The 20045-nt window shown below is 68.8% G+C and carries 22 protein-coding genes; 11 read left to right on the plus strand and 11 right to left on the minus strand.

All coding sequences use genetic code 11. From position 1 onward, the window contains the following. Positions 1–53: 53 nt before the first annotated feature. The 4 genes from lysA to RHCRD62_RS00280 form a co-directional block, all read right to left on the minus strand. Entirely contained in the window at positions 54–1397 is a 1344-nt protein-coding gene (gene lysA / locus RHCRD62_RS00265) for a diaminopimelate decarboxylase (RefSeq protein WP_050062689.1), read from the minus strand. Between the two features lie 128 nt (positions 1398–1525). Continuing rightward, a complete protein-coding gene (cmrA, locus tag RHCRD62_RS00270; RefSeq protein WP_050062690.1) occupies positions 1526–2329 on the minus strand; it encodes a mycolate reductase in 804 nt (267 codons plus the stop codon). An 83-nt stretch (positions 2330–2412) separates the two neighbouring features. Further along, on the minus strand, positions 2413–4419 hold the full coding sequence (locus RHCRD62_RS00275; protein ID WP_172670977.1) for an NADPH-dependent 2,4-dienoyl-CoA reductase: 2007 nt from the start codon (positions 4417–4419) through the stop codon (positions 2413–2415). Between the two features lie 97 nt (positions 4420–4516). Continuing rightward, on the minus strand, positions 4517–5044 hold the full coding sequence (locus RHCRD62_RS00280) for a PadR family transcriptional regulator (RefSeq protein ID WP_050062692.1): 528 nt from the start codon (positions 5042–5044) through the stop codon (positions 4517–4519). Between the two features lie 129 nt (positions 5045–5173). On the opposite strand from RHCRD62_RS00280, the gene RHCRD62_RS00285 reads away from it, so the two are divergent. Then, positions 5174–6505, plus strand: coding sequence for an MFS transporter (locus RHCRD62_RS00285; RefSeq protein ID WP_050062693.1), 1332 nt, complete (start codon positions 5174–5176; stop codon positions 6503–6505). Here RHCRD62_RS00285 and RHCRD62_RS00290 read toward each other — a convergent pair. Both RHCRD62_RS00290 and RHCRD62_RS00295 read right to left on the minus strand, forming a co-directional pair. Next, positions 6484–7059: a hypothetical protein gene (locus RHCRD62_RS00290; RefSeq protein ID WP_050062694.1), complete on the minus strand. Its 576-nt coding sequence runs from the start codon at positions 7057–7059 to the stop codon at positions 6484–6486. The two genes, RHCRD62_RS00285 and RHCRD62_RS00290, sit on opposite strands and share 22 nt — an antisense overlap. After that, positions 7056–7895, minus strand: a complete 840-nt coding sequence (locus RHCRD62_RS00295; RefSeq protein ID WP_050062695.1) for an alpha/beta fold hydrolase — start codon at positions 7893–7895, stop codon at positions 7056–7058. Before RHCRD62_RS00295 ends, RHCRD62_RS00290 begins: the two co-directional genes overlap by 4 nt. A 192-nt stretch (positions 7896–8087) precedes the next feature. Here RHCRD62_RS00295 and RHCRD62_RS00300 point away from each other — a divergent pair, with 192 nt between their 5' ends. From RHCRD62_RS00300 to RHCRD62_RS00310, 3 genes are all read left to right on the plus strand, one after another. Beyond that, positions 8088–9308: a PucR family transcriptional regulator gene (locus tag RHCRD62_RS00300; RefSeq protein WP_216596600.1), complete on the plus strand. Its 1221-nt coding sequence runs from the start codon at positions 8088–8090 to the stop codon at positions 9306–9308. Beyond that, a complete protein-coding gene (locus RHCRD62_RS00305) occupies positions 9305–10324 on the plus strand; it encodes an endonuclease/exonuclease/phosphatase family protein (RefSeq protein ID WP_301280706.1) in 1020 nt (339 codons plus the stop codon). Before RHCRD62_RS00300 ends, RHCRD62_RS00305 begins: the two co-directional genes overlap by 4 nt. Before the next feature lie 119 nt (positions 10325–10443). Then, positions 10444–11163: an HNH endonuclease family protein gene (locus RHCRD62_RS00310; protein ID WP_050062697.1), complete on the plus strand. Its 720-nt coding sequence runs from the start codon at positions 10444–10446 to the stop codon at positions 11161–11163. Between the two features lie 9 nt (positions 11164–11172). Here the strand turns inward: RHCRD62_RS00310 and RHCRD62_RS00315 are convergent, their stop codons facing one another. Further along, the gene (locus RHCRD62_RS00315) at positions 11173–11790 is read right to left on the minus strand and encodes a TetR family transcriptional regulator (RefSeq protein ID WP_050062698.1); all 618 of its coding nucleotides are present in this window, start codon (positions 11788–11790) and stop codon (positions 11173–11175) included. Between the two features lie 173 nt (positions 11791–11963). Here RHCRD62_RS00315 and RHCRD62_RS00320 point away from each other — a divergent pair, with 173 nt between their 5' ends. The 5 genes from RHCRD62_RS00320 (at position 11964) to RHCRD62_RS00340 (ending at position 15761) form a co-directional block, all read left to right on the plus strand. After that, entirely contained in the window at positions 11964–13016 is a 1053-nt protein-coding gene (locus RHCRD62_RS00320) for a ferredoxin reductase (RefSeq protein WP_050062699.1), read from the plus strand. A gap of 34 nt (positions 13017–13050) precedes the next feature. Beyond that, positions 13051–14214 carry a fatty acid desaturase family protein gene (locus tag RHCRD62_RS00325; RefSeq protein WP_253277180.1) on the plus strand — a complete coding sequence of 388 codons (1164 nt, stop codon included), beginning with the start codon at positions 13051–13053 and terminating at the stop codon, positions 14212–14214. Between the two features lie 12 nt (positions 14215–14226). Next, a complete protein-coding gene (locus RHCRD62_RS00330; protein ID WP_050062701.1) occupies positions 14227–14475 on the plus strand; it encodes a hypothetical protein in 249 nt (82 codons plus the stop codon). 216 nt (positions 14476–14691) lie between these two features. Continuing rightward, the gene (locus tag RHCRD62_RS00335) at positions 14692–15441 is read left to right on the plus strand and encodes an HNH endonuclease family protein (protein ID WP_253277137.1); all 750 of its coding nucleotides are present in this window, start codon (positions 14692–14694) and stop codon (positions 15439–15441) included. Positions 15442–15497: 56 nt separating this feature from the next. Further along, positions 15498–15761: a hypothetical protein gene (locus tag RHCRD62_RS00340; RefSeq protein WP_050062703.1), complete on the plus strand. Its 264-nt coding sequence runs from the start codon at positions 15498–15500 to the stop codon at positions 15759–15761. Positions 15762–15839: 78 nt separating this feature from the next. On the opposite strand, the gene RHCRD62_RS00345 is transcribed toward RHCRD62_RS00340, so the two are convergent. Together RHCRD62_RS00345 and RHCRD62_RS00350 are read right to left on the minus strand one after the other, a co-directional pair. After that, positions 15840–16193, minus strand: coding sequence for a VOC family protein (locus tag RHCRD62_RS00345; RefSeq protein ID WP_050063368.1), 354 nt, complete (start codon positions 16191–16193; stop codon positions 15840–15842). Positions 16194–16281: 88 nt separating this feature from the next. After that, entirely contained in the window at positions 16282–16812 is a 531-nt protein-coding gene (locus tag RHCRD62_RS00350; RefSeq protein WP_050063369.1) for a MarR family winged helix-turn-helix transcriptional regulator, read from the minus strand. Positions 16813–16887: 75 nt separating this feature from the next. On the opposite strand from RHCRD62_RS00350, the gene RHCRD62_RS00355 reads away from it, so the two are divergent. Then, positions 16888–18288, plus strand: a complete 1401-nt coding sequence (locus tag RHCRD62_RS00355; RefSeq protein WP_050063370.1) for an FUSC family protein — start codon at positions 16888–16890, stop codon at positions 18286–18288. 100 nt (positions 18289–18388) lie between these two features. Next, positions 18389–18562 (plus strand): hypothetical protein, encoded by a 174-nt coding sequence (locus tag RHCRD62_RS00360; protein WP_157050754.1) that lies wholly within the window; start codon positions 18389–18391, stop codon positions 18560–18562. A gap of 88 nt (positions 18563–18650) precedes the next feature. Here the strand turns inward: RHCRD62_RS00360 and RHCRD62_RS00365 are convergent, their stop codons facing one another. Together RHCRD62_RS00365 and RHCRD62_RS00370 are read right to left on the minus strand one after the other, a co-directional pair. Beyond that, a complete protein-coding gene (locus tag RHCRD62_RS00365) occupies positions 18651–19322 on the minus strand; it encodes a hypothetical protein (protein ID WP_050062705.1) in 672 nt (223 codons plus the stop codon). An 84-nt stretch (positions 19323–19406) separates the two neighbouring features. Further along, positions 19407–19832: a hypothetical protein gene (locus tag RHCRD62_RS00370; protein ID WP_050062706.1), complete on the minus strand. Its 426-nt coding sequence runs from the start codon at positions 19830–19832 to the stop codon at positions 19407–19409. Between the last annotated feature and the right edge of the window lie 213 nt (positions 19833–20045).

Below are 20045 nucleotides of genomic sequence, written 5' to 3' on the forward strand. Positions count from 1 at the left end.
CGGCGACACGGACAACTTACTTGCCGGTAAGGACGCACGCCAGGGGGAACGACTCAGACGCCGACCTCGCGCCCCATCAGGTCGGCGACGGTCTCGCGACGAATCAGTTCGCGAGCCGCACCGTCGGCGACCGCGACGACGGGTGGGCGGCCGACCGCGTTGTACGGCGCCGCCATGCTGTGGTGGTAGGCGCCGGTCACCGGCACCGCGAGCACGTCGCCGGGACGCACGTCCCTCGGTAGCGGAACGTCGACCGCCAGTTCGTCGCCGGCCTCGCAGTGCCGACCCGCGACGGTCACCCGCTCGACGGGGGCGATCGAGTGACGGCTGGCGAGGGCGACGCTGTACCGCGCGCCGTACAGGGCGATCCGGGGGTTGTCGCTCATACCGCCGTCGACTCCCACGAACACCCGTTCACCGGGGATCCGCTTGACGCTTGCGACGCGGTAGAGCGTGACCCCGGCGCGCCCGACGATCGCCCGACCCGGCTCGAGGGTGATCCGGGGACGGGGGAACCGGTGCCGGGCGCAGGCGTCGTCCAGGCCGTCCTCGATCGCCGCCGCCAGCGCGGTCGGGTCGAGGCAGGCATCACCTGCCAGGTACGGGATGCCGTGGCCGCCACCGATGTTCAGTTCTGTGAGGATCGTGCCGCGGTCGTGCCGGATGTCCGCCATCGCAGCGATGATGCGGTCGATCGCCGTTGCGAAGTGGGTCGGGTCGGTGATCTGCGAGCCGAGGTGGCAGTGCAGGCCGATCAGGTTCAGGCGTGGCTGCGAGAGGATGCGCGCAGCTGCGTCCGCGGCATGTCCGTGGGCGAGGGGGACACCGAACTTCTGATCGGCCACGCCGGTCGTGACCGCACGGTGGGTGCGAGCGTCGACCTCGGGCGTCACCCGCAGGAGAACGTTCTGACGGTGGGCGCAGGACGCCGCCAGCATCGGGATCTCGGTGGGAGAGTCGATCACGATCCGCCCCACGCCTGCCGCGCGGGAAGCCGTCAGGTCGGCGGACGTCTTGACGTTGCCGTGCAGGATGATTCGGCGCGGGTCGACCCCTGCGGACAGCGCGACGGCGAGCTCGCCCGCCGAACAGACGTCGAGCGACAGTCCTTCGCCCGCGACCCAGGTCGCGACCGCCCGGGTCAGCAGCGCCTTGCCTGCGTACGCGATCTCGGCTTCCGGGAAGAGCTCGCGGTAGGTGCGGCAGCGGTGCCGGACGTCGCGTTCGTCGAGCACGTAGGTCGGCGTGCCGAACTGGTCGGCGACGTCCGCGAGTGCCACGCCGCCGACGGTGATCCGGCCGAGTTCGTCGACGTGGGTGGTCATCGGCCACAGGGCCGGGTCCAGCCGCGGAATCATCGCCGCGCGTAGCGAGGGCAGGATGTCGAGCAGGGTCACGGTGGTCTCCTGAAGGTGGATTACACCTTCCGGAGTACCCGTCGCCCGACGCCGTGTCCGCGTCCCTGACGGGGTCTTGACGCGGCCCGGTTCAGGATTGACGTGTACCAGACGTGCGCGCTTGTTCCTTAGCCGCCCAGCTTCTTGTAGAACGTCCCGACGATCGGGGCGATGACGGCGCGGGGGCTGTAGCCGCCGGCGACGGACATGCCCTTGCTCAGGATGCCGGGGACGACGCGCATCTTGTTGTTCGCCAGCCCGTCCAACGACAGCTTCGCGGTGTACTCGCTGGAGATCCACAGGAAGTCCGGGACCAGCTTGTCGACGATCGACGCCTCGGCGGGGTCGGGGACCTCGGTGCGCACGGGGCCCGGGGCGAGCAGCGTGACGTGCACTCCCGACCCCTTCAACTCGCCGCGCAGCGATTCGGAGAAGGTGTTCACGAACGCCTTCGTGGCCGCGTAGGTGGCGTTGTTGGGGATCGGCATGTTGCCTGCCGCGGACCCCACCATGAGGATGCCACCGGAGTCGCGCGCGATCATCCCGGGCAGAACTGCGAGCGTGAGATCGTGCACCGCAACGGAGTTCAGCTCCACCTGCGCGCGCTCGTACGAGGGGTCGAGTTCGGAGACGGGACCGAACGTCGCGATCCCGGCGTTGTTGCAGAGGATCGAGATCTCGCGTGCAGTCAGTTCCTCGACGAGCGGTGCCCGCTTGTCCCGGTCGGACAGGTCGACGGCGCGTACCTCGACGGTGACGCCGTGCGCCGCGGACAGCTTCTCGGCCAGCGCGTCGAGCAGGTCCTTGCGGCGGGCGACGAGAATCAGCGAGTGACCGCGGGCGGCGAGTTCGGTGGCGAGCGCCTCTCCGATTCCGGAGGAGGCGCCGGTGACGACGGCGCGGGCATCGGCGGTGGGGGTAGGCAGGCTCACGGCGTTCAGGCTAGGCGCTGCGCGCTCGTGCGCGGTGTGGGGGTCCCTGCACCCGAGGAACCGCGCACGAGCGGCGGAGCTGCCTAGAGGACGGCCGCGAGGCGGGTGCCCTGCTCGATGGCGCGCTTCGCGTCCAACTCGCCTGCGACGTCGGCGCCGCCGATCACGTGCACCGCGACGCCCGCGTCCGTAAGCCCGGCTTCGAGGTCGCGCACCGACTCCTGGCCGGCGCAGATCACGACGGTGTCGACGGCGATGGTCCGCGGGCGCTCACGCTTCTCGCCGAACGTGATGTGCAGGCCGTCGTCGTCGATGCGCTCGTAGTTGACTCCCGAGATCTGCTCGACGCCCTTCTTCTTCAGCGCTGCCCGGTGCACCCACCCGGAGGTCTTGCCGAGCCCGGCTCCGATGGGCGTCGTCTTGCGCTGCAGCAGATACACCTGCCGCGGCGACGGGGTGATCACCGGTTCGGTCAACGCGCCGGGTGCGGACTCGTCCTCGGTGACGCCCCACTCCCGGTTCCATTCGGCCAGGTCGAGGGCGGGGGAGTGGTCGTGGGTGAGGAACTCGGAGACGTCGACGCCGATGCCGCCCGCGCCGATCACCGCGACCCGCTCGCCTGCAGGTCGGCCGTCGCGGACGAGTTCGGCGTAGGACAGAACGCTCGGGTGGTCGACTCCGGGGATCGCGGGGACACGCGGCGTGACGCCCGTCGCGAGGACGACCTCGTCGTAGCCGCCGTCGACGAGGGTCTGCGCATCCACCCGGGTGTTCAGGTGCACCTTCACGCCCGCGGTTTCGAGGCTGCGGGTGAAGTATCGGATGGTCTCGGCGAACTCCTCCTTGCCGGGGATCCGGCGGGCGATGGCGAACTGGCCGCCGATCTCGCTGCCTCCCTCGAAGAGGTTCACCTCGTGTCCACGCTGGGCGAGGTTCAGCGCGGCGGACAATCCGGCCGGTCCGGCGCCGACGACGGCGATCGACTTGCGGCGGCGGGTGGGGGAGAGCACCAGTTCGGTTTCGCGTCCCGCCCGCGGGTTGAGCAGACAGGAGACGTGCTTGTTGGCGAACGCGTGGTCCAGGCAGGCCTGGTTGCAGGCGATGCACGTGTTGATCTCGTCGCTGCGATCGGCGGCGGCCTTGGCGACCCACTCGGGGTCGGCCAGCAGTGGCCGGGCCGCAGAGATCAGTTGCGCGTCACCGCGGGAGAGGATCTCCTCGGCCGTCTCGGGCATGTTGATCCGGTTCGAGGCGCACACCGGGATGCTCACCTCGCGGGCGAGGCGTTCGGTGAACGACGCGAACGCGGCGCGGGGCACCGAGGTGACGATGGTGGGGACGCGCGCCTCGTGCCAGCCGATGTCCGTGTTCAGGATGGTGGTGCCCGCGGCTTCGAGTTCGCGTGCCAGGTCGACGATCTCGGACCAGGTCTGACCCTTCTCGACGAGATCGGCCATCGACAGCCGGAACAGGATGATGAAGTTCTCGCCGACGGCGGCGCGGGTGCGGCGCACGATCTCCACCGCGATCCGCCGACGGTTCTCGGCAGAGCCGCCCCACTCGTCGGTGCGCCTGTTGGTGCGCTCGGCGAGGAACTGGTTGAGGAAGTAGCCCTCGCCACCCATGATCTCGACGCCGTCGTAGCCGGCTTCCTGCGCGAGGCGGGCGCAGCGGACGTAGTCGTCGATGGTGGATTCGATGCCGCGGCGCGTCAGTGCACGCGGCCGGAACGGGTTGATCGGTGCCTTGATCGACGAGGCCGACACGCTGAGCGGCTGGTACGAGTAGCGGCCCGCGTGCAGGATCTGCAGCGCGATCTTGCCGCCCTCCGCGTGCACGGCGTCGGTGATCTCGCGGTGGCGGGACGCCTGCCTGCGGGTGATCAGGTCCGCCCCGAGCGGCAGCAGCCATCCGGTGCGGTTCGGCGCGTAGCCTCCGGTGACGATCAAGCCGACACCGCCGCGGGCGCGCTCGGCGAAGTACGCGGCGAGTTTCGGCACGTCCTTGGTGCGGTCCTCGAGGCCGGTGTGCATCGAGCCCATCACCACGCGGTTACGCAGGGTGGTGAACCCGAGATCGAGGGGGGACATCAGGTGGGGATACGGATTGTTCACTCGCGCATGCCTTTCCGGTTGGTGCTGCCGACGGGGGCTGTCCGTGCGGCAGTGGGCTGCAGGGCTGTCAGGGCTACAGGGCGTCGAGGACCTCTTGGCACCACTCGGTGAACCCCTCCTCGACGCGGATGCCGCCGCGGAGGACGAGGTACTGGTGCAGGTCGGGTCCGGACAGTCGGTCGGGCGCGGGAAAATCACGCTTCTCGATCAGGCGATAGACCTCGAGGCGTCCGGCGTGGGCGTCGCGGTGGCGGGCCACCTCGGCGCGCAGGGCATCCAGGTCGCCGTAGGCGGCGGCGCGGATCTTCACGGCGAGCTCGTTGCGCAGATGTCCGGCGTCGGTGGGTTCGGCGATCCATCGAGCGAGCTCGACTCGTCCGGCGTCGGAGACCCGGTAGACCCGCTTGTCGGGCCTGCCTTGCTGGCCGACGGTCTCGCCGGAGATCCAGCCGGACTCGTCCATTCGTTTGAGGACGCGGTAGATCTGCTGGTGGCTGGCGCTCCAGAAGAACCCGATCGAGCGGTCGAAGCGGCGGGCCAGCTCGTATCCGGAGCCGGACTGTTCCGAGAGCGAGACGAGCAGTGCGTGTTCGAGGGCCACGGGATCAGTCTCGACGAGCCCCGGCCAATATGCAACTCGGTGCATAGTCTCCTGTGTGCATATCGCTGGTGCTCGACACCGGACCCGCGAACCGTTCGCGCACCCCGTTTCCTGGCCTAGGCTCGCGCCATGAGCACAGCGGTCGACGGCGGCGGTGGGGTGGCCACGCGGAGTCAGGTGTTCGCGTGGGGACTGTGGGACTGGGGATCCGCGGCGTTCAATGCCGTGATCGTGACGTTCGTCTTCTCCGTCTACCTCACGGACGCGGTGGGCGACGATCTGCCGGGGTCGGTCTCGGCGAGCAGCTGGCTGGGCTGGTCTCTCGGCGCGGCGGGCCTGGCGATCGCGCTCCTCGCACCGGTCACCGGGCAGCGGGCCGACGCGACCGGTCACCGCAAGCGGTCACTGGCACTGCTCACGACGATCGTGGTCGGTTGCATGCTCGCGATGTACTTCGTCGAGGACGACCACCACTTCCTGTGGCTCGGCCTGCTGCTCCTCGGCGTCGGTTCGGTGGTGTTCGAACTCGCGCAGGTCCCGTACTTCGCGATGCTGCGGCAGGTCTCCCGCCCGGACAACATCGGGCGGGTATCCGGGTTCGGTTGGGCGATGGGCTATTTCGGCGGAATCGTCCTGCTTCTGATCTGCTATTTCGGGTTCATCGTCGGAGACGGCGACACCCGCGGACTGTTCGGGGTGAGCACGGACGGTGGAGTGAACATCCGCGCCGTGGTCGTCCTGGCTGCGGTCTGGTTCGCCGTGTTCGCGGTGCCGGTGCTGTTCGCGGTCCCCGAACTGCCGCCCGTCCAGCAGGCCGCCGACGGCCCCGGATTCTTCGCGTCGTACCGCGTGCTGTGGAACGACCTGCGTGCGCTGTGGACCGCGGACCGCAACACCCTCGGGTACCTGGTGGCCAGCGCACTGTTCCGCGACGGGCTCGCCGGTGTGTTCACGTTCGGGGCGGTGCTCGCGGTCAACGTCTACGGCATCGCGTCCGGGGACGTGCTCCTGTTCGGTGTCGCAGCGAACGTCGTGGCCGCGCTCGGTGCGCTCGCCGCGGGCCGCCTCGACGACCGGCTCGGGCCGAAGACGGTGATCGTGTGGTCGCTCTCGTCGATGCTGGCGACCGGGGCACTGCTGATGGCGGTGTCCGGTCCGGTCGGGTTCTGGATCCTCGGACTGCTGCTGTGTCTGTTCGTCGGGCCCGCGCAGTCGGCCTCGCGCACCTTCATGGCACGCCTGAGCCCAGCGGGACGGGAGGGACAGATGTTCGGCCTCTATGCAACCACCGGACGCGCCGTCTCGTTCCTGTCGCCGACCCTCTTCGGCCTGTTCGCGTGGATGTTCTCCAGCGACCGTGCCGGCATCATGGGCCTGCTCGTCGTACTCGCTGCCGGGTTGGCGGCGCTCCTCGCGGTGCGCCCGCCCATCGACACGTCCTATCGCGCGGGTGCGCGCTGAATTCCCAGCTTCTCCGGGAACAGTCGACGCTGGACGATCCAGCCCGCGACGGAGAGTGCGATCCACGCGAGAGTCGAGGTGATCTGCTGCCAGCCGGCCTCCGGATGTCGAAGGAACTCCAGCGCACCGTTCAGTCCGGCGAGACCGGTGAGCATCATGCTCGCGCCACCGATCGACGTCAGCCACAGCAGTGCCCGCGCGCGGAACTTGTCGGCGAGGAACGCCGCCGCGACCGCGACCGCGACGATCACGATCGCGCTCAGTGCCCAGTTGTTGTCGCCGGGTTGGAGCACGTCGGCGACCTTGGCGCCCACCATCGCACCGGTTAGGCCGCCGATGAAATACGCCGAGAACTTGAAGACCAGCGTGGTGACGACCCACGCGGTGACGGCGCCGATCAGCCCGAACAGGAACAGCGTCGCGAGGGACGCGTTGAAGAGGTCGGAGACGAGCCAGCCGACTCCGAATCCGGCGGCGAGCACCGCCAGGTGCATCGACCGGATGCCGTAGAAACACAGCAGTGCACCGATCAGCAGGATCGCAATTCCGCTCACACTCGGGCTCCTTCCACGCGGGCGACGATCTCGTCGGCCAAGGCGTCGGGCGCCTCTTCGGGCACCCAGTGGCTCACTCCGTCGAGTTCGACGAACCGGTACGGGCCGGTGACGAACTCGGCGCACTTCTCGGCGGCAGCGCGGCCGATGGCGTCGTCGGCGGTGGACCAGACGAAGGTCGTCGGCACCCGAACCGGCGGTACGTCGGTGAACTCGCGGCCCATCGCCCGGTACCAGGACAGTGCCGCGGTGAGCGCCCCCGGTTCGGTCAGGACCCGCATGTGCTCGTCGACCAGCGCCGGATCGACGTCGCCGTAGATCGCGCGCAGGCGCTCACCGTCGTCGGCGAGCAGGGCGCGTTCGGCGGAGTCGCCGTGCCGGAAGATGCTGATGTAGCGCGACCGGGCCTGCTGATCCGCGTCCTCGCGGAGCGCCCACGAGAACGCAGACGAATGCGGAACCGACACCGCCGTCAGCGACCCCACGCGGTCGGCATGGTTGGCCGCCGTCCACCACGCGACCGCGGCGCCCCAGTCGTGTCCGACCAGGTGGGCGGACGGTAGGTCGAAATGGTCGAGAAGTGCGACGACATCCGACCCGAGGCGGTCGACGGTGTAGTGCTCCACGCCGACCGGACGGGCTCCGGGGGAGTACCCTCGCTGCGTTGGCGCGATCACCCGGTACTCTGCGAGCCGCGGAAGCAGCGGACGCCAGCATGCTGCGGTTTCCGGGAACCCGTGGAGCAGGATCACGGGGACTCCGCCGGATGGTCCCGCGGTCAGAACGTCGAAGGTGTGCTCGCCCAACGTGATGGCTGACGTGACTGCCGGTTCCATGCGTCTCCCGCTGTCCGTGGCCGCATCGCGGTGTGCGGCACTTGGTGGTCGGAACACTACCGCCGTAGAGGCAGTTTGGGATTCGGACGTGCCGACGATGTGGTGTCCGAGAAGTGGGGCGCTGTGCTCGACGGCGCGGCGTCGGGCGAGGACAGTGGCTTCAGGTGTTGCCGAGTTGGCGGGAGGACGATCGTGACGGTGGACAACGGCGCTCACCCGCCCCTGAGGATCGCGGGTCGCGATGTCGCGCGGTCGCTGACCGCCTCCATCGATGACCTGGCCTCGGCGGTGGCCGCCCGGCTGGCCGACGAGATGCCGATCTATCGGGCGCTGCCCCAGCGGGAGATCGAGGCGATCGCGTTCCGCTGCATCGAACTGTTCACCACGCTGCTCGCCGAGCGCCGACCGGCGCGGGACTCCGAGCTCGCCGAACCTCGTAACACCGCCGCCCGGCGCGCGGAAGAGGGTGTCCCGCTGGAGGCGGTCCTGCACGCCTACCACATCGGGGTGGAGATGGCGACGGCCTCGCTGTCCGGGGGTGCGCGACCGGAGGACATCGACGACGTGCTTGTCGTGAACGCGATGGTGCTCGATTTCCTCCGTCGCCTGTCGATCGCCGTCAGCTCGGCGTACTTCGACGAACGACAGATCATGGAGAGCCAGAAGAACTCGGGTCGGCGCTCCCTGATGTCGGCACTCGTCGCGGGCGAGGACCTCGATGCGGTCGTGACCCGCACCGGTCTGCGCCTCGCTCCGAAGTACCTGGTCCTGAGCCTCGCGATCGGCGAGAACGACGACGAACGCAGGCTCGGTGTGAACGGTACGGTCGCCGCGCGTCGCAAGCTTCGGCGTCTGCAGGGCGAACTGGACCGGATCACCGGGGAGCCGGCACTGACCGTCATCGACAGCAGCGGGGGGTTGGCGTTGGTGCCGTGCCCGTCGAGTGCACCCGATTGGGAGCAGTTGCGTGCCGTGGTGGACCGCCTCGAGCGGGCACTCGGTGCGCAACTCCACGCGGCCGGGGCGGTCGCCCAGCCCGCGGACGTTCCGGCCGCAGTGGAGCAGACCACCGACATCCTCGCACTGGTCACGAGATCGAACCGGGCTCCGGGCCTGTACCGCCTCGTGGATGTCCTGCTGGACTACCAGCTGAGTCGCCCGAGTGCCGCGCAGCGTGAACTGGCCGCGCTCCTCGGTCCGCTCGGCGGCAAGCCGGAACTCATGCAGACGTTGGAGGCATACATCGCGTCCGGGCTCAATCGGCGGGCCACGGCCGCGTCGTTGGCCGTGCATGCGAACACAGTCGACTACCGGATGCGTCGGGTGCTGGAGCTGACGGGTCTGAACCCCACGGATCCCGCGGACCTGCCGTACATCGGTGCGGCGCTGGTGGCACTGCGCTCGGTCGGGTGACCGTGGCGATCGACGAGGCCCGCCGCACGGGTTCGGACACCGCGCGCCGCTGGGGCCGCCGCGGGGCAGTGGCGGTCGGGTGGACTGCACTTGCGGGTGCAGCGGTGGGGGTGGCTGCACACTGGATCGCCGCGACCTCCCCGCTGGTGGTCGTGGCCGCGTCGGCGGCGCCGTACCTCATGGTTGGGGCGGTGGTGGCGCTGCTGGTGTTTCTCGCGGTCCGACACTGGGCCGGGTTGGCCGTCGCGACGGTGGTGGCGGTGGCAGCGGCGTCGACCCAGGTGCCGCTGTACGTCGGTGGCGGCGCCGCGGAGGGCGACGAGATCGTCGTCATGCAGGCGAACATCGAGTTCGGCAAGGGTGATCCGGATGCCGTTGTCGCCCAGGTTCGTTCGCGTGAGGTCGACCTTCTCGCGGTCGACGAGCTGACGGTGGACGCGGTTGAGGCGCTTGCCGCCGCCGGTCTCGACGACCTGCTGCCGCACCGCTATGTGCGGCCCGCTGCCTCCGGTGCCGACGGCACCGGGATGTGGAGTCGGTTCCCCCTTGTCGAGCAGGTCGAGTACCCGGACTTCGTGATGGTGGCGCTGTCCGCGCGGGTGATGCTGCCGGGCGACCGATCACTGACGATGTTCGCTGCTCACCCCCTGCCACCGTGGCCGCGCCATCAGACCCCGATCTGGGCGGACGAACTGTCCCGTCTGCACGGCGTTCTCGACTCGCTGCGGTCCGAATCCGACACGGTTCTCATGGCCGCGGACTTCAACGCGACGTGGGACCACGCCCAGTTCCGGGCACTGCTCGGCGACGGGGTGCGGGATGCTGCCGAACAGGCCGGAGCCGGCGTTCTGCGTACCTATCCCACGGACCGGTCGACGCCCCCACTGCTGTCGATCGACCGGATCCTCGTCTCCGGCGCAACCGCGACTGCGGTCGACGCCGTCGATCTACCGGGGGCCGACCATCGCGGCGTCGTCGCCCGGATCGCGGTCCCCGGGTACGCCGCGGCCGGCTGAGCGCGGGCCACGCCCGTTATCTCGGTCACGGTCGACGTGGTGGCCGCGTGGCTCACACTGCTGACACAAACATGCGATTGATACTCCTCTTCGTACGTTTACGAGCGAGGAGTCATCCCTTGAGTTTTCACCCTGTCGCGCGCCGGAAGGCCGCGGCGATCGTCGCCACCTTGGCTGTGGTGACCCTGACCGGCTGTTCGTCCGTGACGGCCGATGCCGATTCCTTCGGTAGCGCCGACGTCGGCAGTTCCGGCGGCCCGCAGCCCGCCGCGGCAGCCGCCCTGGCGACCCTCGACACGATCCCGGTCAAGGGTCGGGCGCCGAAGACCGGTTACGACCGCGACCGATTCGGCCCCCCTTGGACGGACGACGTCCGGGTCGCGGGCGGCCACAACGGCTGCGACACCCGCAACGACATCCTGGCCCGCGACCTCGTCGACGAGACCTTCAAGCCCGGCACGCGGGACTGCGTCGTCGCGACCGGGACTCTCGACGACCCGTACACCGCCAGGCGGATCGACTTCGTTCGCGGGCAGACCACGTCGACGGCGGTGCAGATCGATCACGTCGTCGCCCTGTCCGACGCCTGGCAGAAGGGCGCCCAGCAACTCGACGACGCCACCCGCCGCGACCTCGCCAACGATCCCCGTAACCTGCTCGCCGTGGACGGCCCGACCAACGGCAGCAAGTCCGATGGTGACGCGGCAACATGGTTGCCGCCCAACAAGTCCTACCGGTGCACCTACGTGACCAAGCAGGTCGAGGTGAAGTCGGCCTACGGCTTGTGGGTCACCCAGGCAGAGAAGGACGCCATCGCCGCGCAACTCGCCACCTGCTGATCCACCGATTCACGATGCCGCCGGACGCCAGCCGCCCATGCCGATGATGATCAGGCGCAGCTGGCGTTCGGCGCGGCCGATCACGTCTTCCTCGCCGGCGCCCGTGACCTCGAGCAGATCGATGACGGTCGTCATCATCACGCCGACGATGAGGTCCGCCGCCATGTCCAGGTCGCTCCGCGGCCATCCCGCCAGGGCCGGGTTGCGTCCGAGATCGGTGCTGAGTTCACTGGAGAACAAACGCAATTCGGAGGCGATCGCCTGCCGAACCTCGGTGACCCCGCCGTAACGCTCCCGGCTGAGAAACCGGAACTGCCCCTCGTTCGCCCGGACCTGCCGGACCAGGATGTCCAGCGAGGTGCGGGCGTCACGCGGCGCCGGGTCACGGCGCGCCTCGCGCAGCATGCGCCGCAGCATCCGCATGCCGTCCTCGACGAGCGCGACCCCGAGTTCGTCCATCGACGCGAAGTGCCGGTAGAAGGCCGTCGGGACGATGCCCGCGCTGCGGGCCACCTCACGCAGGCTCAGTGCGGAGAGGCTGCGATCGGCGAGCAGGCCGAGGGCGCCGTCGAGCAGCGCTGCCCGGGTTCTTTCCTTGCGCTCGGCTCGACTCTCGGTTGCGGTCACCGAACGAGTGTATGCCTGTGCACCGGAAGTCACCGCGGATCACTGTTGTGGCCGTCACAGCGCTCCTGCCCTTGACAACTGCCTGGGACTTTCTGTCACACTAATTAGTGTACAACTGTTCACTGAAACCGCGCTGAGGGAGCTAGCCCGTGCCGACCAGGAACCGATCCCGCATGCTGTCGCTGTTCGAGGCGATGGCCACCCCGCACTCGATCGACCGCTATCTCGAGCTCGTCGACCCCATGGCGACCGTGCGCGACCTGCGCGCCGAGGTCGTCGCGGTACGACACTCGGCGTCGGGCAGCGTCACGCTGACGTTGCGACCCACCCGGCAATGGACAGGCCACCGTGCGGGCCAGTTCGTGCAGATCGGCGTCGTGATCGACGGCGTGCGGCACACCCGGTGCTTCTCGCCTGCCGGTGTCGAGGGGGGCTCGACGATCGAGCTGACAGTCAAGGCACACGAGGGTGGACTGGTGTCCGGGTACCTCCACAGGCATGCCGAAGTGGGCCTGGTGGTGTCTCTGTCCCAGGCGGACGGCGAGTTCGCCCTGCCGACGCCGCGTCCGCCGATCGTGGTACTGATCAGTGGCGGCAGCGGCATCACGCCGGTGATGTCCATGCTTCGCACGCTGGTTGCCGAGCGATACGCCGGTGAGGTGACGTTGCTGCACTACGCGGACAGCGCCGAGGCGGTGCCCTACCTCGCCGAACTCCGCGCGCTGGCGGAAGACAACGCCGATGTGAAGGTTGTTCTCGCATACACGCATTCGGACGACGGCGACCTGGCCGGACGGTTCGGTGCCGAACATCTCGACGTGGCCGCGCCCTGGCATGCGCAGGCGCAGACCTACCTGTGCGGCCCGGCGACGCTGATGGCATCGGTGCGTGACCTGTACGAGCGCCGCGGACTCGGCGATCGCCTGCACGCCGAGGAGTTCACCCCGACGCTCGCGCCCCCCGCCGAGGACGCCGACGGCACCGTCACGTTCGCCGCATCCGGCACAACTGCATCCCACTCGGGTAGGAGCCTGCTCGAGGAGGCCGAATCGTCCGGACTGACACCGGACTACGGATGCCGGATGGGGATCTGCTTCACCTGCACCACGGTCAAGACGTCGGGTTGCACCCGCAACTTGCGCACCGGCGAGCTCGACAACGATCCAGACAAGCCGATCCAGCTCTGCGTCAACGCGGCGGTCGGCGACGTCACCCTCGACCTCTGACATTCGTCACCAGAAGGAGCACACCATGTTCGGAATGTCCTTCACTCTTCCCTCCCTGCTCGGCGGCCGCTCAGACACCGGAGTCCCCGAGCCGGTCGTCCTCGGCCACGAGCAGGTCGAGGACATCGGCCGCGAACTCGACGCACTGCGCGACCGCGTCGTCGCCGACCTCGGCGCCCGGGACCGCGAGTACATCTACTCGATCATCAAGGCGCAGAGAGGGTTCGAGGTGGCAGGCCGCGGCCTGATGTACCTCGGGTTCCTGCCCCCGTTCTGGCTCGCCGCCGTCGGGGCGCTGTCGATCTCGAAGATCCTCGACAACATGGAGATCGGCCACAACGTGATGCACGGCCAGTACGACTGGATGCGTGAACCGGGCCTGAACTCGCGGGAGTTCGAATGGGACACCGTGTGCCCGGCGGACCAGTGGCGGCACTCGCACAACTACATGCACCACACGTACACGAACATCGTCGACCTCGATCGCGACATCGGGTACGGCATCCTCCGCATGGACGAGGCGCAGCCGTGGCGGCCGTACTACCTGGGGAACCCGGTGTACGCGACCGCGCTGATGCTCCTGTTCCAGTGGGGCGTGATGCTGCACGACCTCGAGGTCGAGAACATCATGGCGCGCAAACGGTCCTGGTACGACGTCAAACCGCTCCTGGCGGGCATGTGGCGCAAGGCGGGCCGCCAGGTGCTCAAGGACTACGTGATCTTCCCCGCGCTGACCGGACCGCTGTTCGTCTCGACCCTGCTCGGCAATGCGACAGCGAACCTGGTCCGCAACGTCTGGGCGTACTCGATCATCTTCTGTGGTCACTTCCCTTCGGGTGTGCAGAGTTTCACGCAGGAGGAGACGGCCGACGAGACACGGGGGGAGTGGTACGTGCGACAGATGCTCGGCAGCGCGAACATCGAGGGCGGCAGGCTGTTCCACATCATGTCGGGCAACCTGTCCCATCAGATCGAGCACCACCTGTTCCCGGATCTCCCTGCGAACCGGTACCCGGAGATCGCCCCGGAGGTCCGTGCCCTGTGCGCCAAGCACGGACTGCCCTACAACTCCGGCGGCTTCTTCCGCCAGGTCGGATCGGTGTGGGGGAAGATCTTCTCCCTGGCGTTACCGCCGTTCCTGGCCCGGTCGACACCGCCCGCAAGTGTTATCGTCGACCGTTCCCGAGTTCCGGCCTGAGAGCGAGGCACGATGGTGGGCAAGTTCGAGCGGCGCAAGGACACCGTGCAGGAACTGACGGAGTCCGGTGCCACGCACGTCGGCCGGATCGCGATGATCATCGCCGGAGCCGTCCGCGACGTCACCCGAGAGATCGGCGACTGGATCAGCGACGGATTCGAGATGCGGGAGGCCTCCCGCAAGGCGCGCGAGGACGAGGAGCGGAAGTCGCCGCCGCCGGAGTCCGTCCCGGACGCACCCGAGGACGCGACGGACAGGTAGGTCTCCACACCACGGCGGCACACTGCCGAGCTGACGTAATCTGCGTCACCACGGCGGATGTCGTCGGCGTGGTGTGCGGTCGCGGGCGGTCGGGCGGGCCATAATACGGCCGCCTTGCCCGCGACTGAGGAGTTGTCCGTTGAGTGTCCCATTGGTGTTCGGCCCCGCTCGTGACGAGTTCGGCGGAACATCGCGGTGACGCGGCGGACATCGCGCGTGGCTCGTTCCGCGCGCCGGCTTCTCGGGGTGTGCGCGGCGATCCTCCTCACCGCGATCATCGCCGTCGGCTATGTCGTGCTCGAGGAATGGACCAAGCCCGATTCGGCGCCGGGCGGCGTCGTCGCAGGCGAACTGGCCGAACTGCTCGCGCAGGTGCAGGTCGCACCCGAACTGCCGATGACCGGCTACAGCAGGGAGGAGTTCCCGCACTGGGAACCGAACCGGCCCGAGTACGGCTTCGGTGCCGAGTTCGCGCAGTACGGTCGGTGCACCACTCGTGAGGTGATGTTGCTGCGGGACGCTGTCGGCTCGGTACGGCTCGATCCGAAGACCTGCGATCTGTCGGTGGGGTCGAACGGCGGTTGGCAGGACGAGTACGGCTTCCTCGATCGTGAGACCGGCGAGTTGAAGCCGTACAAGTGGATGACGGACTCGTCGGCCGTCGACGCCGAGCACATTGTCGCGCTGGCCGAGGCATGGCGGTCGGGCGCAGCCGATGCGGACGAGGACACGCGCCGGCGCATCGCCAACGATGCCGTCAACCTGGTGGCATCGGATCCGTCGGCCAACAGGTCCAAAGGCGACCAGGATGCGGCGAACTACCTGCCGCCGGGGAAGTTTCGTTGCACGTACCTCGATCGCTACCTCCGGGTGAAGGTGGCGTACGGACTGACCGTCGATCCCGCGGAGCAGACTGCGCTGCGAACCGCGGTCGCCGCCTGCGTCGACCCGAGTGGGCTGGGGTAGGCGCACACTGGGTGGGCGCACATGACAGTGCAGGGCTCCGGCAGAGGAGGGCTGGCATGGACGAGGTGGTCGAGATCTCTTCCGCGGCAGCGGTGATGACTGTCGAAGAGGGAACCCTGTCCGGATCCCTCGATGTCACGGTGACGTCCGCGGGGCGTGGACTCGTCCGCTACCGCGGCACCGAGACGTGGCTGACCATCGGCAACCTCGAGGACGCGCCGCCGGCGACGTGGGAGACGGTCGCCGACCTGGCGGCCGCGATCGAGGCCGGCATCGGCGTTCGTGACGCGGCCGGCAACGCGGTGCCCTTCGAGGCCTAGGGGAGCCGCCGACGGACACACCGCTACGCCGTCCGTCGTTCCCGCCTCGCGTTTTCCGTTCACGAGGCGGGAATCGGATCAGCGCTTGAGCGGGCTGTAGAAGACGAGTCCGTTGCCCTTGTTGTCGTACACGACGGCGCGGCGCTCGTGGGCGTCGTCGTACGGTCCCGTCACGATGCCTCCGCCCGCCTCCTCGACGGCCTTGGCCGCCGCATCGACATCGGGGGTCTTGATGCCGACGACGACCTGGCCGTGGATGGGGTGATCGACCGCAGTCGCGAGGGCGATGGTCACCGCGCCTCCGTCGACGGCGGCGAAATGCGCACCGTCGCGGAACTTGAGCGGCAGGCCGAGGGTTTCGGTGTAGAACGCGATCGACTCGTCCAGATTGTCGGTCGACAGGATGATCATCTTCACTTCATGGTCACTCAACGACGTCTCCTTCGGTGAAAGTGCGGACACCCTAGTGCAGCACGACCGAGGCGATCGGTCGCGCGGACGCGACGCCGCGTCCGATCGGTCACCACGTGGAGGCCTCGACGTTGCCTGCGACGCGGCGGAGCAGTGCCGTCAGCGTGGCGCGCTCGCCGTCGTCGAGCCCGTCGAGCATCCGCCGGTCGCGCTCGACTCGGGCCGGAAATTCCGCGTCGACGATCGCACGACCAGCGTCTGTCAGCTGCAGCAGGACGACCCGTCCGTCGCGCTCGAACGGCAGGCGTTCGAGGAACCCCGCGCGGGTGAGCCGGTCGGCATGCTTGGTCGTCGACGCCCCGCTGGTCATCGTCGCAGTGGTGACCTCCGACGCCCGCAGTGGCCGGTCGCTCCGCGCGAGTGCGCACAGGAACTCGAACTCGGCCCGGGAAACGCCACTTCCCGCGAGGGCGCGGTCCAGTTGGTGCAGGGCGAGTGAGCTGATCCGGGTGATTCGCCCGAGCACGTCGATCGGGTCGGTGTCGAGGTCGGGGCGGGTGTCGTGCCACTGCCGGCGGACGTGGTCGATGAAGTCGCCCGTGGCGTTCTCGCCCGGCTCGCTGCTGGCTGTCGGCGGCATCTGCACATGGTAGCGGCATGGTTCACATCAGTTTCGTATGTATTTTACTAGTGAAATATTGATATGGTCGACGGCATGCCCACACTCGCTGCCGACCCGAGCCGGCTCAGTCATGCCCGCGGCGCCCTCGCGCACTCGGTGTCCGCAGCCGTGTGGCGGCGCTCGTTTCGGGTCAGGTCGGCCGATGCCACCCTCGCGGTGTCGCTGCGGGTCGGCCTCGCGGCAACGGTCGTCCTGGTCGCGTTCGGGCTTGCCGGGCACGCCTCGATCGCCGGATTCGCGCTTCTCGGTGCGCTGTCGACGGCCTTCTCCCGTCACGAGCCGCTGCGCCGGACCGCGCAGAAGGTCGGCTTCGTCGGAGTGGCCGTGGTCGCGTCGGTTCTCGCCGGTGGACTCATCGCGCTGAGTGGAATCCCGATGTGGGCGCAGATCGGCGTCATGGCTCTCGGGTCGGGGGTCGCCGCAGCCCTCCTGCATGCCTTCCGTGTCGGCGGACCGGGACCCGTGATCCTCGTCTTCGCCGCGACCGCGGCCGTCGGGTTCACGGGAACCGGGACGCAACTCGGCGTCGCGGTGGGCGCTGCTGCTCTCGGCGCCGCCGTCGGGTTGGGTGTGGCGCTCATGCCGTTCGCCGTGTTGCCCTGGGGTCCTGCGCGCCTGGCCACCGCCCGCGCGTTGAGCGCGCTCGGCCGGGTCCCGCGCGGCGGCGACGTCGCCGAGGCGAGAGCTGCGATCGTCACGGCGCGCGAGAACCTCGCACTGACGGCCGGGTCGGCCGCCCGCGACCACGATCTCGCCGCGCTGCTCGCCGAGGCGGACGTGGCACTCGACCGCTGGCTCCACGACGGCGACACCAGTCGACTCGATGCGGTGGTCGGTCACGAAAGTGAGCTCCGTAAGACGAAGCGGCACAGTCCAATTCTCGGTCCCGGCATCGAAGCTGCTGCACTGCCCCGGCCCGCGTCCTTCCTGGCATCGGGTGTCGCGGCACTGGGGGCGCGGGCCGTCGCGATCTATGCCGGACGCGTCGTGCTCGCCGCCGCGGTCGCAGGATGGCTCGCCGCCGGTATCGGACTCGACCACCCGCTGTGGGCGTCGATGGGTGCGATGGCGGCCATGCAGGGAATCAGCTACACGCACACCGTCGAACGCGGAATCCAACGACTGCTCGGCAACGTTGCGGGAGCAGTCGTCGCGGCGGCGCTGATCGCACTGTCGCTCGGCTTCTGGCAGACGGCGATCGTCATCGCCGTCCTGCAGATCGGCGCGGAGGTGACGGCTGCGCGCAACTACGGTCTGTGCACCCTTTTCGTGACCCCGATGGCGTTGCTCATCGTCGGCCTCGGATCCACCGTCGGCCCCGAGATCGGTGTCAGCCGCGTGCTCGACACCGCCGTCGGTGTGGTCATCGGAATCCTCGTCGCAGCCGTCACCGTCAGCGTGACCGATCGTGCGCACCTGACATTGCCCGCGTGAACTGGACCCGACCCCGGGCGTGCAGGTGTCGGCGCGTGATAATTGTGTGCATGCGACCGGCGTCCAGGCGGCTCGTGACGACGCGGAAGTGGAGACGACGATGAGTGAGGCGGTACACGCGGGCGACCTCGTCCATATTTCGGACACGGCGGGGACCTGGGTGGTCGAGGAGATCCGATCCGGAATCGCGCTGCTCCGCGACGGCGAGGACAGGCGAATCTCCTCACGCGTGTCGAAACTGACGGTGGTGCGGCGCGGCGGCGGTGCCGCCTGACCGATCGCGGCGGCGGTGCCGCTGAACGATCGGGCGGCTCCACCAACTGAACGATCGGGCGACGGCGCACGAGCCGTGCGCCGCAGCGTCACCAGGGTGTCGCCAGGAACTTCTCCAGTGAAGGGCGGGCCTTCGGGTTGCCCTCGTCGATGCCTGCCACGGCGCCGACACCCGCACCTATGAGGTTGCCGAGGATGCAGCCGGCCATGAAGTTCGGGAAGATCGACACGCAACCGATCGCGAGGCCGACGAACGAACCCAGCACCATTCTCTGCTGGCCGCCGTTGTTCCATCCGACGACGACCTCGTTCGACATGTCGATGAAGGCGTCCCGTTTTACCTGATTGCTCGGCCAGACCTGGTTGGCGAACAGCACGGCGGGTGGTTCCGACGGTGGTGGCGGCAGTCCCAGCATGCGCGCCACCTCATCGAGGGTGGGGACCTGTGGCGGCGAGGGAAGTGCCGGTAGATCCACCTGAACCGGCGCGGGCAGAGTCATCGTCGGCAGCGGGACCGACATCGGCTCGGGCACGGTCACGGCGGGGAGCTCGAGGTTCGGCAGCTCCGTGTTCGGCAATTGGACCGCGGCCGGCTCCGGCAGCGACAGCGGTGGCAGTTCCGGAAGTGGGATCGACGGCAGCGGCGGGAGGGCGGGTAGCTCGGGCAGCGGCGGTGGCGCCGGCAATTGTGCTGCAGCCGTTCCGGTGCCGGAGACGATCGTCGCGACGACGAGCGCGGGCATGACAAGGGTCTTGGCCATATTCATGGAGATCCCCATGTGATCAGGCGTTGTTGCACAGGCGAATGGGCGGGGCAGGACCGCGGTGACGGCCCAGCGGGCGTGTCACGGCGTCGCGAAGAACTTCTCCACCGCAGGCCGTGCATTCGGATTGCCCTCGTCGATTCCGACGACCGCGCCGACGCCTGCGCCGATGACGTTGCCGAGCATGCAGCCGGCCATGAAGTTCGGGAAGATCGACACGCATCCGATGGCCAGTCCCACGAAGGACCCGATCATCATCCGCTGCTGGCCTCCGTTGACCCAGCCGGTGTTGATCTCGTCGGTCATGTTGTTGAACGCGTCCTGCTTGGTTTCGTTGCCGGGCCACGTCTGCTCGGCGAACATCGCCGCGACCGGTGGCGGCGGGGGGACCGTCGGCAGCGCGGGGAGCGGTGGCGGTGCCGGCAACTGGGCTACGGCGGGACCCGCACCTGCGGCGAGGGCGGCGGTGACGAGCACGGGCAGAACAAGGGTCTTGGCCATCTTCATGGCGACTCCCACGGTCGGACGGTTCTCGAGAGGGCTCTCGCTGACACGACGGTGATCCGCGCTGCGCGATTGTCCACGAACCGCGAAACGCGCTGGGACGGTAGGTGACCCTCGTGAGGGTCGGGCGAAGACAGGGACTGACTTTACTCCGCACAGTGGTGCGGTGCAGGCGAATCGCGCCCGGGCATCGGGGATTGTGAAGGTGCCCTGAGA

The organism is Rhodococcus sp. RD6.2 (genome assembly GCF_001040705.1).
Lineage (GTDB): Bacteria > Actinomycetota > Actinomycetes > Mycobacteriales > Mycobacteriaceae > Rhodococcus_G.

What these genes read in the sequence shown, in the direction of transcription:
- RHCRD62_RS00295 (WP_050062695.1), bottom strand. Translation starts at nt 7,895, where the DNA reads ATGGAACCGGCAGTCACGTCAGCCATCACGTTGGGCGAGCACACCTTC.
- RHCRD62_RS00370 (WP_050062706.1), bottom strand. Translation starts at nt 19,832, where the DNA reads ATGAAGATGGCCAAGACCCTTGTTCTGCCCGTGCTCGTCACCGCCGCC.
- RHCRD62_RS00330 (WP_050062701.1), top strand. Translation starts at nt 14,227, where the DNA reads ATGGTGGGCAAGTTCGAGCGGCGCAAGGACACCGTGCAGGAACTGACG.
- RHCRD62_RS00285 (WP_050062693.1), top strand. Translation starts at nt 5,174, where the DNA reads ATGAGCACAGCGGTCGACGGCGGCGGTGGGGTGGCCACGCGGAGTCAG.
- RHCRD62_RS00365 (WP_050062705.1), bottom strand. Translation starts at nt 19,322, where the DNA reads ATGGCCAAGACCCTTGTCATGCCCGCGCTCGTCGTCGCGACGATCGTC.
- RHCRD62_RS00275 (WP_172670977.1), bottom strand. Translation starts at nt 4,419, where the DNA reads ATGTCCCCCCTCGATCTCGGGTTCACCACCCTGCGTAACCGCGTGGTG.
- RHCRD62_RS00355 (WP_050063370.1), top strand. Translation starts at nt 16,888, where the DNA reads ATGCCCACACTCGCTGCCGACCCGAGCCGGCTCAGTCATGCCCGCGGC.
- RHCRD62_RS00320 (WP_050062699.1), top strand. Translation starts at nt 11,964, where the DNA reads ATGCTGTCGCTGTTCGAGGCGATGGCCACCCCGCACTCGATCGACCGC.
- RHCRD62_RS00360 (WP_157050754.1), top strand. Translation starts at nt 18,389, where the DNA reads ATGAGTGAGGCGGTACACGCGGGCGACCTCGTCCATATTTCGGACACG.
- RHCRD62_RS00340 (WP_050062703.1), top strand. Translation starts at nt 15,498, where the DNA reads ATGGACGAGGTGGTCGAGATCTCTTCCGCGGCAGCGGTGATGACTGTC.
- RHCRD62_RS00325 (WP_253277180.1), top strand. Translation starts at nt 13,051, where the DNA reads ATGTCCTTCACTCTTCCCTCCCTGCTCGGCGGCCGCTCAGACACCGGA.
- RHCRD62_RS00350 (WP_050063369.1), bottom strand. Translation starts at nt 16,812, where the DNA reads ATGCCGCCGACAGCCAGCAGCGAGCCGGGCGAGAACGCCACGGGCGAC.